This is a genomic window from Sulfitobacter sp. M13 (genome assembly GCF_053474885.1).
Genome location: NZ_JBRKBN010000005.1, coordinates 79,871 through 91,717, shown reverse-complemented (window position 1 = coordinate 91,717; position 11,847 = coordinate 79,871). Strand labels below are relative to the sequence as shown.

Here is an 11,847-nt window from a genome sequence, read left to right as displayed (position 1 = left end):
ACAGTTCATTTCGCGCGAAACGGCGACAGGTTCGAGGTTTTTCTATGGTTTTCATAGCTATGGCTCTGCCCGCGCTTCTTTTCGTGGATAATGGGGAAAGAATTCCGTCTTCAGGCGTCCGAAGAAGCCTTCACATGCGGCATTGTCTTGCGAACTCGCCCTTCGCGACATCGAACGAATGAGCTTTGCTGCGTCTATTCGTTCCAGCCAGCCAGCCAGGCCAGCGATAGTGGCCTCCGCGATCGCTGTGGACTACAGGCCGCGGTTCGCTGTCAGCGATGGTTTCTACCGGTGCATCAAGCATGGTGTTTACGAGATCGGCATCCGGTCTGGTCCCTATGGTCCAACTTATGACGAGGCCGTCGAAGCAATTGATGATATTCTCCGGCGCAGGGCTAATTTCTCCCAGATATGAGCTGTAACGCCGCAGCTTAGGCTTTGGGACGATCAAAGCATTCTGTTTCATCAGGCAGCGCACCACTTTCTCGGAGATCGAGATGAATTCCCGCGCCATATAGGTTTTGAGGCGACGGTAGCCGTAGCAGCGATGGTTGCTTTCGAAGGCCTCCCCCATGGCGTGTCGCATAGGAAGATACTTATCTTCCAGTTTCATGCGAGCGCGGTGGTAAAAGTAAGAGCTCCGCGCGAGACCCAGCCGAGCCAACAGCGCTGGTGTCTTATACCGCTTTTTTAGGGCGACGATCAGCATGGTCTTTTCCCGGTTGCTCAGGCCCTGCAGATCGCCGCCAAGTTCCTTTTTAATCATTTCACTCGCAGTCTTGAGCAGGTCATGCTCAATCTGGAGCTCGCGGATGTCGCGCTGCAGGGCTTCACGCTGACGTTCCAATTCTTCAAGCTCTGGATAAAGGGCGCTCTTCTTGCGCTTCATCATGGCAGGAGCCTCCGGGCCAAGGATCTGAGTCTTCCAAGCATAGAGTGTCGGCCGACTAACTCCGAACTTTTCGGCTAAGGCCTGAGCACTTTCTTGGCGATTATAGAGCCCGACCACAGCAGCCTGCTTCGCGGCGTCAGAGTGATTGCCTGGTCCATATGCTGTGGTGGAGACCGTCTTCGTGCCAGGAAAGGCCACGCGCACCCAGGCCGTCAGGGTGGCTCAGCCTGGATAGCCTAAAGCACGCAGCGTCCATGAAATGCAGCGCCCATGGCTTGCATAATGCTCTAACGCTACCTGCTTCTGTGCTGCCGAGAATTTAGGCGGGCGCGGTGCCGATCTTATCGGCAAGTCCTGCATAAGCTCGTATTCTCGAAACCACCCTATCAGGGCGTTCTTCGTTGGATACCCCAACTCACGGATCGTGGCCCCCAAGCGCTTTCCGAGCTTGATATAAAGTTTAACAGCGCGCATTCGCTCTTCGTAGCTGTACATGAACTATCTCCAGGATAGTCCAACTTTTCGTCCGCACCCCCTAGCGAAACTAAGCTAATTTGCACTCAACACTCCCACGACGATCATTAGCGAGACTAATGTGTTCTGGCAGTCAGAACACATGCCAGAATTTGAACAATCAAGTCGGTTAATCAGCAGGCAGCTGCGAATAGTACAGCGCCAATGCGGTAATATCTTCGTCCGTTAGGTTGCGCGCCGCTTTCTCCATCAACTCTTTCCGAGGGCCGCCGCCACGTGTGCCGTCGCGCCATAGCTGCAACTGTCGTGCTATATATGGGTTCGGCTGACCATTTATACGGGGAAAGCCGGGTTTCATCTGTTCTAGCCCCGGCCCATGACAGGACGCACAGGACGGCGCATCGGTTGTGCCGATCGAAGCGATCCCAGCGCCGCGTTCCATCAGCTCAAGCTGGTCGGCAGTCAGCGTATCTGCTGGGCGGGGTGCTTCGGGCCTGGCCGAGGCATAGTGGCGGATCACGCGGATCAATTCATTGAGGGGTAGTTGTGTGGCGGCGTGAGACATAAAACCGCTATCACGCGCACCCGTGCGATAGGCGGCGAGCGCGCTCTGCATATAACCTTCGTCAAGGATATCGAGACGGGGGATATGGTCGTTGCCATTGCTGTCGCCATTTGCACCGTGACAGGACGCGCAATAGGTCAGCGCGGTATCTTGGGATGAAGTGTTCGAGGCGAGCTGCGCGTCAAAAACCGCGCCCTCCATCTCGCGAACTTGGGTAAGGAAAGCCACCACCGCCCAGATTTCATCGTCGCGGTTTTCGGCAGGCCAAAAGGGCATGCCGCTCATCTTGACGCCATCCTTGACGATGGTGAACAGATGTTGCGGCTGCCAGTCGGCGACGGCGTCGGTGATATGGGGCGGTTCGGGCGACATGGCGCCGGCGGTAGCGGAATGGATGCGATCGGGGGCGGCGTGACAAAAGCTGCAAGCGCTGTCGAAATGACCGGCCCCCAAGCCGACGAGATCGCGGTCGGACAGGTCCGGCACCATGTCGGCAGCGGGGGCGCGCAGTTTCACCGACTGGCGGTAGGCGGTGTGCAGCACCCAAGACACGCCAGGAAGGTGGCCCGCGCGGGCAGAGACATTGAACAGTCCTAGCCCCACGATAGTTACCGCGCCGATTGCCCCCAGAAGGGCCAGAACGATCAGGGTTTTAATCACTGTTCTCATTGCGTTTGCTCCGTTGCGTTTAGATCGCGGGGTCGGTGGTGCGCAGGTCGCGGCCCACCAGCCATAGGCCGGCGATCAAGTAGACAGGCGTGCCGATGCCTAACATCAGCAGCCCGCCCAGTTGTTGCCCGCCCAAATCGGCGGCGCGGCCACAAATTTCGGCAAAGACATCGCGGGGGGCGAGGATCAGTAGCGCGCCCATCAAGGTCATATGCATGGAGGTCAGCAGTAGCGATCCAGCTCCCGCCAGTCCGCGATCCGCGCGCAGAGCGCTGACCCAAACCAACAACCCTACCAGCAGAAAGCTGCCCTGTTCCAACGCAAAGCCCGCGGGCAGCAGATAAGCCATTCCATGCAGTTGTGGCAGGTGCCACGCCCAGACCACCATGAATTCAAGTACCGTTGCAATCAGAGGTGATATCCTTAGCCAGCGCAGCCGGTCCGCCAGCCCGAATGCCAGCAGCGGGGCGATCACGGCCACCAGCCCCATGTGGCGCAGCATATGAATGGGGAACGCAGCGCCGGTCAGTCGTTCCAGCGGCAGCAGCCAGAGGATACAAAGTAGGGCGAACCCGAGATATGTGGCACTGCGTGTCACGAGCAGCTGGCGATCAGCAGAATGGGGAGTGAGACATAGATCACTCCGATGGCTGATATCAGAGACAGCAGGAAGGCCGCGTGGCCCATGAATTGGTGGCGATCTTCTTTATTTCCGGCGTCGTTTTCCCATTCGCGGTCGCGCACGACATCCCATTGCCGCCATGCGCCCCAGCCCAGCCAGATGATCGCTGCCATAACGCCCACGGTCAGCAGCCCAATGCCAAGTCGCAGGGTGGTAATATAGTCCACGCCAAGGATATGATCCGCGCAAAACACCGTCGTCACACCGTAGGAGATCGCGAAATGCAGCGCCCAAAGCGTGGGGCTGAGCGCGAGCCGCCAGAGGCTGTCTTGTTCCTCGAGGAATTCCTCTTGCTCTTCTTCGGTGGAGATCTGGTTCATGCCAGCAACCTTGGGGCCACGCCCAGAATAAAGCCGGTGACCAGTGCGGTCAGCACCATGAAGTGCCAGAACAGCGTCACATTGCACAGGTCAGCATCGTATTGCGGGGTCACCTTGCCAAAGATCGACCCTGCCAGCGCGTAAAGCTGCATGATAACCCCCAGCACCGAATGGGCAACCAACCAGACCATCAGCGCCCACATGGTCGCGGGGTAGACATGGGTTGTGGGCTCAAGCTCGACGACCGACAGGATGATCAGCCCCGCCCCGCCGACAGTGCAGCTTGCCGCCAGTGCCAATGCGATGCGTGCCAGCGTGATATGGCTGCGTTTATTGACCTCGCGCGCAAGCACGGTCGCGGCCCATGAGACGACAAACAGCGTGACCCCAAGCGCCACGGCGGTGCCCGTCGCGTGGTCCGCCCCGATGGTGATAAAGTCCGGGCGCGCGGTCCAGTAGAAGAAGAACCCGAAGACGAGGCTGGCGAAGGCGGTGCTGTCGCCCAGCATCGTGATCCAGACCGCCCACCACCCGACAGAGGTCGGCCCTGAGGCGTAGGTCGGCAGGCTGAGGCCGAGGCCCACGTCTTTACGTTCCTGATCCGGCACTTGCGCTGTGCTGGTCCAGAGCCAGTAGAGCACGCAAACGATAGCAAAGGCACCGCAGACAATCGCGGGTTCATAGATGTGGAAGGTGGGGAAGATGAACGCCCCGCCGGTGAAAAAGGCGGCGAGCATGGTGATCCACGCGGGGCCGGTGACGCGCTGGACCATCAGCGGTTTCGCGTCGATGACCGATGTGATCAGCGTCTCGCGTTTGCCCTCGGGGGCGTCGGGCAGATAGTAGCGTCCCGCGTCCATACGTTCGACGAGTTTGGGCTGATCCCACAACGGATAGCGCGAGGTGATATAGGGCACGGAGCGGTTTCCCCATGCCTCTTCGGGCAAGTCATGGGCCCATTCCAGAGTGCCGCCGCCCCAAGGGTTGCGCTTGATCTGGCCTTGATACGCTTTGGGCCGCAGTAGATCGTAGACGAAGACGGCAAAGCCTGCGGCAGTGATATAGGCCCCGACGGTGGACATCATATTCAGCCAGTCCCAGCCCGCGCTGTCCGGGTAGGTGAAGATCCGGCGCGGCATCCCCTTCAGCCCCGTCAGGTGCATCGGCAGGAAGGTGACGTTGAAGCCCACAAAGATCAACCAGAAGGCCCAACGGCCAAGGGTTTCGGACAGCAGCTTTTTGCGGAAGAACGGAAAGAAATAATAGACCCCCGCCATGACCGGAAAGACCATGCCACCGAACAGCGTGTAATGCAGGTGGGCCACCACGAAGTAGCTGTCATGCGCCTGCCAGTTGAAGGGCACGATGGCGAGCATCACCCCTGTCAGGCCGCCCGCTACAAAGATCGCCAGAGCCCCCGCGATCCAGAGCATCGGCAGGGTCATCTTGACCCGTCCCACCATCAGCGTCGCGACAAAGGCGAAAAGCTGGATGCCGGTGGGGATCACCACGGCCTCGGACGCGGCAGAGAAGAAACCCAAACTGATCTGGGGCAGGCCGGTGGTGAACATGTGATGCACCCACAGCCCGAAGGACAGGAACCCGGTGCCAACCGCGCTGAGCACGATCCACGAATATCCTACGATGGGCGTGCGCGCAACGGTGGGCACGATCATTGCAGCGATGGCGATAGAAGGCAGGAAGATGATGTAGACCTCCGGATGGCCGAAAATCCAGAACAGATGCTGCCAGAGCATCGGGTCGCCACCCCGTTCGGGATCGAAAAACGGCCAGTCGAAGGAACGTTCGAGTTCGAACAGGAAATCCCCCGCGATCAGCGGCGGGAAGGCAAAGAGGATCATCCCGCCCACGACCATCACATACCATGCGTAAAGCGGCATGATGTTCACGCGCATCCCGGGCGGACGGCATTTGAGCGCACCGACGATAAGCTCGACTGCTGCAGCGATAGAGGCGACTTCGATAAACGAGAGGCCCAAAAGCCAGATATCGGGGCCGATGCCTTCTTCCTTGGTGGCCAGTGGTGGATACATGAACCAGCCCGCCTTGGGGCCAGAATCGAACAGGATGGACCCGAAGACAAAGATACCGCCGATGAGGAAACACCAGTAGCCATAGGCGCTGAGCCGCGGGAACGGCATGTCGCGCGCCCCCAGCATACCGGGCAGCAGCAGGATCGAGATCGCCTCGAACATTGGCACGGCAAAGAGGAACATCATCGCCGAGCCGTGCATGGTGAAGAACTGGTTATAGCGGTCGGCGTCGAGGAAATCATTCTCGGGTACGGCAAGCTGGGTGCGCATCAGCACCGCCAGAATACCGGCGCAGAGCATGAAAAAAAACGCCGTCATCGTGTACCAGACGCCGACCTCGGTGTTGTTGACCGCCGACCAGTAGCGCCAGCCTTGGGGCGTTTTCCAGACCTCGCGCAGACGCTTTTTCTGCGCCTCTTGCACCTCTTGCGGGACGGGTTCGGCAAGCATATCCTCGGTTGGGGGGTAGGTGCCTTCGGGGTCCAGCACATCGGGATATCTGCGGGTCATTCCAGCCCCCCCAGATAGGCGGCGAGCGCCGCGAGGTCGTCGTCGGACAGGAAGTCATAGGTGGGCATATTGACCTCGGGTTTGATCGTGTCGGTGTGGCCGATCCATGTGGCGATGGCCTGCGCGTTCAGGGGCAGGGTGCCTGCGGCCAGCGAGTGGCGGTTTGCCAGATGGGTCAGGTCGGGGCCGGTCTTGCCGATGGCCTTGGTGCCACGAATGGTGTGGCAGGCCCCGCAGCCTTCATCTAGGAACAGGGTCGCGCCCGCCTGGGCCAGCGCGCCTTGGGGCGGCTTGGCATCGCGCGCCTCTGCGGCGAGCCATTGGTCGAATTCATCGGGCGGCATCACCACGGTTTCAAAGGCCATCAACGCATGGGAGGCACCGCAGAATTCGGCGCATTGGCCACGGTAGTTGCCGGGATCAGTGGGCGCGAGGGTCATGCGGGTTTCGCGCCCCGGGAACATATCGGTCTTGCCGCCAAGGGCCGGTACCCAGAAGGAGTGGATGACCCGATGGGCGTTCAGCACAAGCTCGGTCCGGGCACCGGCAGGCAAGCGGAGCTCATTGGCCGACACGATTGTTCTGGTCTCCCCCTGCTGTTGGTATTCGACGCGCCACCACCATTGTTCGGCGGTGACCCGCACGACCAGCCCGTCCCCTTCGGCGCGGGTCGGTCCCATCAGCGGCAGCGAATACATCAGCAGCCCCCCCAGCAAGACCACGGGAAAGAGGATGCCGCCCCCCACGATCAGCATCTCGGCGGTGCGGCGGCGCATGGCACCAGGGTTGATGCGCGTGACATAGATAAACAGCGCCGCGACGAGCAGCCACAGGATCACCGCGCCGATCAACATCACCCAAAAGAGGTTCAGCACATCCGATGCGTCCTGACCGGCGGGGGCTAGCACCGATTGACGCCCCTCGCAAGCCGCCAGAAGCAGCGCGGCGGGGGCGATAGCACAGTTGCGCCTGAGGTGCTGCAAGGCGACTCCCATCATTCTGACAATTTATCCATGTCGGAGGCAAGCGGGTCTTGGCCCTTTGATTTCATGTAGAATATGGTTGCACCCCAAAGCACCACACCCAGCCCGATCAGCACTGCGGCGATCAGGTATTGCACGCTGTCTCGTCCGGTCCAAGGTCCCACGAAAAACGCACAAGTCACCGCACCGATATAGGGCAAGCCAAGGGGGCTGATGAAATGGTCGTGGTCTACAGTGTCACTGCGAAGCACCAACACGGCGATATTGACCAGCGTGAACACCGCCAGCAGCAGCAGCAGTGCCGTTGTACCTCCCAGATCGGGAACCGCACCGACAAAGGTGATCAGCACGATGGCCAGCCCGGTGGTAAAGACGATGGCCGTATAGGGGGTGCGCCGCTTGGGAAGGACTTTGCCCAGAATGGCGGGCAGCACTTTTTCCTGTGCCATTCCATAGAGCAGACGACTGGCCATCAGCATGTTGATCAGCGCGGAGTTCGCTACGGCGCACATAGTGATGATGCCAAAAACGCTAAGCGGGAACCACGGCGCACCCGCTTCGACGACCTTGAGCAGGGGGGTGGCCCCTTCGCCCAAAGCCTCTGCATCGACAAGTGCGATGGCGGTGATCGACACCAGCAAATAGATCACGCCGGTAATAAGCAGCCCGCCTAACAAGACTTTAGGAAAGATCCTCGAGGGGTTTTTGGCCTCTTCGGCCATGTTCACCGAGTCTTCGAAGCCCACCATCGCAAAAAAGGCCAGCGTGGTCGCGGCGATCACGGGCCAGAACAGCCCTTGTTCCCCCGCGCTGCTGAAATCAAAGGCACGGCCAAAGTCGCCTTGGCCACCCATCAATGCCACTGCGCCAATCATGATGATGATCAGAAGGCCTGTGAGCTCGATACACGTCAGCACTACATTAGCCTTCACGCTTTCGCCGACGCCGCGCAAGTTCACCAGCCCCAGCAGGACCATGAACGCGATACTGATTGCGGTGATCCCGATAGCGCCGTCACCAAATCCAAAACTTTCCCCGAAATTCTGAGCAAAGGCTTGCGATGCGGTTGAGGCAGACGTAATTCCGCTCGACATCACTGCAAAAGCGACAAGGAAGGTGAGGAAATGAACCCCAAACGCCTTTTGCGTATAAAGAGCGGCACCGGCGGCTTTGGGGTATTTCGTGACCAATTCAAGATAGCTACACGCGGTCACTGCGGCCAGAATGAAGGCCACGAGGAACGGGAGCCAGACAATGCCGCCGACTTCTGCCGCGACCTCGCCCGTGAGCGCATAGATCCCCGTGCCCAGAACATCGCCCACCACAAAAAGCAGCAGTAGGCCGGGTCCCATTACCCGTTTAAGTTCGGTCTTTTCGCCGTCTTGATCCGGCGCCGTTGAAACATCCTTGGTCATGAGAGACTCCCTTCCTCACTTGTCGCAGTCTTGGCCCCGACATTACAGCCGTCTCCAGATCACACCCGTGGCAACGGCTAGCCCGTGGCGTCTCGTGCGCTGCCGCCTTTCTTGCGGATCACGCGGTAGATGTAGGTCAGTACCAAAACAGCGACGACGACGTTTGACACGGGGTTCACGTAGGTCGACACCAGATCGTATTGCGACCCGAGCGCATAACCGAGCCAAGTCAGCAGCGTGTTCCAGATCACGGTCCCCGCTAGCGAGAACGCCAGAAACGGCAAGTGATGCATCGGCGTCAGCCCCGCAGGCGCCGAAATCAACGTACGGATCGCGGGCACCATCCGGCCCATCAGCACCGCCAAATTACCATGGCGGTCGAACCAGTCCGACGCGCGGTCAAGGTCTTGGGGTGACATGGTCAGCCAGCGGCCATGCTTTTCCAGCAATTGCCGCACACGGTCGTGCCCGATCTTTCGGGCAATTATATAATAAAGATATGTCCCCGCCAGCGACCCGATGCTACCTGCGATCACCACTCCGACGAAGTTCATCTGGTCTTGATAGGCCAGAAAACCGGCGAGCGGCATAATCAGCTCGGACGGGATGGGAGGGAAGACGTTTTCGGCGAACATCAGGAACGCGACGCCCAGGTAGCCTGCGGCGTCCAGCAGGCTGGTGATCCAGTCAAACATGGGGCGTCCAGTTCTGCCGAGGTGCGCGGCTGGGAAAATAGGTCATTCGGGATCTTTCGTCGTCAATGGGTTTGCCACGCGTTCATAGTATTCACTGATGGCGCGCATATCTTCGGGAGTCATTTTGCGCGCGATGGCCGACATCATGCCGCCAAAGTCGTTGCCCCTTTTGCCGCGCCTCCATCGGTCCAGCTGCAGAACCATATAGTTGGCGTATTGACCGGCGAGGTAGGGCACCGATGGCGGGTTGCCGGTACCGTCGGGGCCGTGACAGTTGGTGCAAGCGGGCAGGCCCTTTTCTGGTGAGCCGGCACGCGCGATTGCGGCTCCTTTCTGAATTTCATCCACGGGCAGCTGGCCACGGGCGACACGCAGCGGTGCCGCGAGAGAGGCGTAGTAAGCGCTGACCGCGGCGCGGTCATCTTCGGACAGGGATTGCGCGACGGTAGTCATCAGGTCATCGGGCCGTGCGCCAGAAGTGTAGTCATCCAATTGCTTGTCGAGATACCACGCCGGCTGGCCAGTAAGCCGTGGAAAGCTGCCCGACCCATCTCCTTGGCCGCCAACACTGTGGCAGGTGATGCAAGATTGCACATCGCCAGCACCATGGGTCGCAATCGCTTGCCCCCGCGCCAGCATTGCAGGGTCAGGTGGGCTATCGACCGTCATGTTGAACAGATCGCGCGCCGTGTCATAGGATTGGTCTACGGGGATGGCCTGCCCCGTGACATGCCCGGGAAGAAACGCTGCGAGCGCAAAGCAGACTAGGAGGCGGTGACGGGTGTTCATGGCGGCTCCTCTATTTTTCAGGCGTCCATCAGCGGGCGCGGATTGGCGATATAGTCGTTCTTCATATGCTCCAGTGTCCAATAGGCGACGCCCATCAACGGCCCCGTCGGGTTATAGCCGAGGTTCTGCGGAAACAGCCCCGCCCCGAAGACAAAAACGTTGTGATGATCCCACATCTGACCAAAGCGGTTCACCACGCTGGTGGCCGGGTCCGTGCCCATCACCGTGCCGCCTGTGTTATGCGTCGTCTGATAGGGGACGATTGAATAATCGCTCCCCTCTGCGGCGCGGTTGCTGGCGGAGGTAGATTTCACATTCTCCATATTACGCGCAATCTCATGTGCCTTGCCCATCACATAAGCGGCCATACGCCGATCATTTTCGGGGAAATTGAACGTCATCCGCAATAGGGGGCGGCCGTAGGCGTCTTTCCACGTGGGATCGAGATCAAGGTAGTTAACGGGCGTCGCCATAGATGATCCGTGTACGGTCAGGCTGGCATGATGCAGGTAGTTTTCGCGCACCGCGCGCTTCCAGTCCGCGCCCCAAGCAGGTGTGCCGTCGGGCGTGGGCTGGTAGTTGATCGGGCGGCCATTGGTCTGGGTGCAGGCAATATAGCCGCCGCCTAGAAACCCAAGATTGCTGTGATCAAAATTATCGCCGTTAAAATCGTCGATTACGGTGCCAAGCGCGCCGGCACCCATGAAGGGGTTCGTCACCACCTGATCATCGAAAAAGACATTCACACCCGCCATTGTCTGGTAGGCATAGTTCCGGCCTACTGTCCCTGAACGTGTCTTCGGGTCATAAGGTTTGCCCAGTCCGGACACCAGCATCAGATGCGTATTCCAAAGGCCATAGGCGTTCATGCAAACGATATCGGCGGGCTGGAACACCTCCTCTCCCGCGTCGGTCAGATAGGTAACGCCGGTCGCGGTCTTGCCATCGTCTGATTTCTCGACCCGCAGCACCTGTGCTTTAAATCGGATCTCGAAGTTTTCATGGCTTTTGATCTGGTCGTAGACACAGATGATCGGGTCGGCCTTGGCGTAATATCCACAACCGAAGCGTTCGCAAAATCCGCAATAGGTGCAGGGATGAAGTTTGGCCCCGTAAGGATTGGTATATTCCTTGGTGGCGTTCGCGGCGGGCATGGGGAAGGGATGATAGCCCAGCTTTTGTGCGGCTTCGCCGAACTTGGTAGGGCCGATGGGTTGGCGCATGGGCGGGTTGGGGTAGTCGGTGCTGCGCGGCCCTTCAAAAGGGTTGCCGCCCTCGCGAGGGCCATCCGCCATTTGACCTGACGTACCGGAGGTGCCGCAGATTTTCTCGTAAAAGTCTAAATGGGGCTCAAGCTCGTCATAGGTGACGCCCCAATCCTGCACGTTCAGATCATCAGGGATGAAATCCGCGCCATAGCGGCTTTCATAGTGGCTACGCATTTCGAGGTCAGAGGGTAGAGGCCGCCAAAGCTGTCCGTTCCAGTGGATGCCCGCACCGCCCAGACCGACACCGGGCAGAAACGATCCGAGCCTGCGCATCGGCAGGGCACGCTGGTTGCTGTTATTTCTGAAGGTCAGGGTTTCCTTGCGGGTGTTGACCATATGGGCGTGGTGAACCGCATATTTCAGTTCGTCATGTTCCTTGGGAGCGGCAAAATCATCGGCGTCATGGCGGTAGGACCCGCGTTCAAGCACGATACAGCGTTTTCCTGCATGGGACAGTTCATAAGCTGCTGTCAAACCTGTCCATCCGGCCCCGATGATGACCACATCTGTTTTCGCCAGCCGCCGTGCCAT

Annotated in this window: 9 protein-coding genes and 1 pseudogene; all 10 read right to left on the bottom strand. The window is 59.3% G+C overall.

Annotation, left to right across the window (positions count from 1 at the left end; translation table 11 throughout):
- Positions 1-81 precede the first annotated feature (81 nt).
- A pseudogene (locus ACVBAU_RS18295) lies at positions 82-1,387 on the bottom strand (IS3 family transposase); the annotation flags it as partial.
- A 148-nt stretch (positions 1,388-1,535) separates the two neighbouring features.
- Positions 1,536-2,600 carry a c-type cytochrome gene (locus tag ACVBAU_RS18290; protein ID WP_448329776.1) on the bottom strand — a complete coding sequence of 355 codons (1,065 nt, stop codon included), beginning with the start codon at positions 2,598-2,600 and terminating at the stop codon, positions 1,536-1,538.
- A gap of 19 nt (positions 2,601-2,619) precedes the next feature.
- The gene (locus ACVBAU_RS18285) at positions 2,620-3,198 is read right to left on the bottom strand and encodes a cytochrome c oxidase assembly protein (protein ID WP_448329775.1); all 579 of its coding nucleotides are present in this window, start codon (positions 3,196-3,198) and stop codon (positions 2,620-2,622) included.
- Entirely contained in the window at positions 3,195-3,602 is a 408-nt protein-coding gene (locus ACVBAU_RS18280; RefSeq protein ID WP_448329774.1) for a hypothetical protein, read from the bottom strand. Before ACVBAU_RS18280 ends, ACVBAU_RS18285 begins: the two co-directional genes overlap by 4 nt.
- Positions 3,599-6,166: a cytochrome c oxidase subunit I gene (gene ctaD / locus ACVBAU_RS18275; RefSeq protein WP_448329773.1), complete on the bottom strand. Its 2,568-nt coding sequence runs from the start codon at positions 6,164-6,166 to the stop codon at positions 3,599-3,601. Before ctaD ends, ACVBAU_RS18280 begins: the two co-directional genes overlap by 4 nt.
- Positions 6,163-7,164 carry a cytochrome c oxidase subunit II gene (gene coxB / locus ACVBAU_RS18270; protein WP_448329772.1) on the bottom strand — a complete coding sequence of 334 codons (1,002 nt, stop codon included), beginning with the start codon at positions 7,162-7,164 and terminating at the stop codon, positions 6,163-6,165. Before coxB ends, ctaD begins: the two co-directional genes overlap by 4 nt.
- The gene (locus ACVBAU_RS18265; RefSeq protein WP_448329771.1) at positions 7,161-8,564 is read right to left on the bottom strand and encodes an APC family permease; all 1,404 of its coding nucleotides are present in this window, start codon (positions 8,562-8,564) and stop codon (positions 7,161-7,163) included. Before ACVBAU_RS18265 ends, coxB begins: the two co-directional genes overlap by 4 nt.
- A gap of 77 nt (positions 8,565-8,641) precedes the next feature.
- Positions 8,642-9,259 (bottom strand): DedA family protein, encoded by a 618-nt coding sequence (locus tag ACVBAU_RS18260; RefSeq protein WP_448329770.1) that lies wholly within the window; start codon positions 9,257-9,259, stop codon positions 8,642-8,644.
- A 42-nt stretch (positions 9,260-9,301) separates the two neighbouring features.
- The gene (locus ACVBAU_RS18255) at positions 9,302-10,048 is read right to left on the bottom strand and encodes a c-type cytochrome (protein ID WP_448329769.1); all 747 of its coding nucleotides are present in this window, start codon (positions 10,046-10,048) and stop codon (positions 9,302-9,304) included.
- 17 nt (positions 10,049-10,065) lie between these two features.
- Entirely contained in the window at positions 10,066-11,847 is a 1,782-nt protein-coding gene (locus ACVBAU_RS18250) for a GMC family oxidoreductase (protein ID WP_448329768.1), read from the bottom strand.

What these genes read in the sequence shown, in the direction of transcription:
- ACVBAU_RS18280 (WP_448329774.1), bottom strand. Translation starts at nt 3,602, where the DNA reads ATGAACCAGATCTCCACCGAAGAAGAGCAAGAGGAATTCCTCGAGGAA.
- ACVBAU_RS18250 (WP_448329768.1), bottom strand. Translation starts at nt 11,847, where the DNA reads ATGGCACGGCGGCTGGCGAAAACAGATGTGGTCATCATCGGGGCCGGA.
- ACVBAU_RS18260 (WP_448329770.1), bottom strand. Translation starts at nt 9,259, where the DNA reads ATGTTTGACTGGATCACCAGCCTGCTGGACGCCGCAGGCTACCTGGGC.
- ACVBAU_RS18265 (WP_448329771.1), bottom strand. Translation starts at nt 8,564, where the DNA reads ATGACCAAGGATGTTTCAACGGCGCCGGATCAAGACGGCGAAAAGACC.
- coxB (WP_448329772.1), bottom strand. Translation starts at nt 7,164, where the DNA reads ATGATGGGAGTCGCCTTGCAGCACCTCAGGCGCAACTGTGCTATCGCC.
- ctaD (WP_448329773.1), bottom strand. Translation starts at nt 6,166, where the DNA reads ATGACCCGCAGATATCCCGATGTGCTGGACCCCGAAGGCACCTACCCC.
- ACVBAU_RS18255 (WP_448329769.1), bottom strand. Translation starts at nt 10,048, where the DNA reads ATGAACACCCGTCACCGCCTCCTAGTCTGCTTTGCGCTCGCAGCGTTT.
- ACVBAU_RS18290 (WP_448329776.1), bottom strand. Translation starts at nt 2,600, where the DNA reads ATGAGAACAGTGATTAAAACCCTGATCGTTCTGGCCCTTCTGGGGGCA.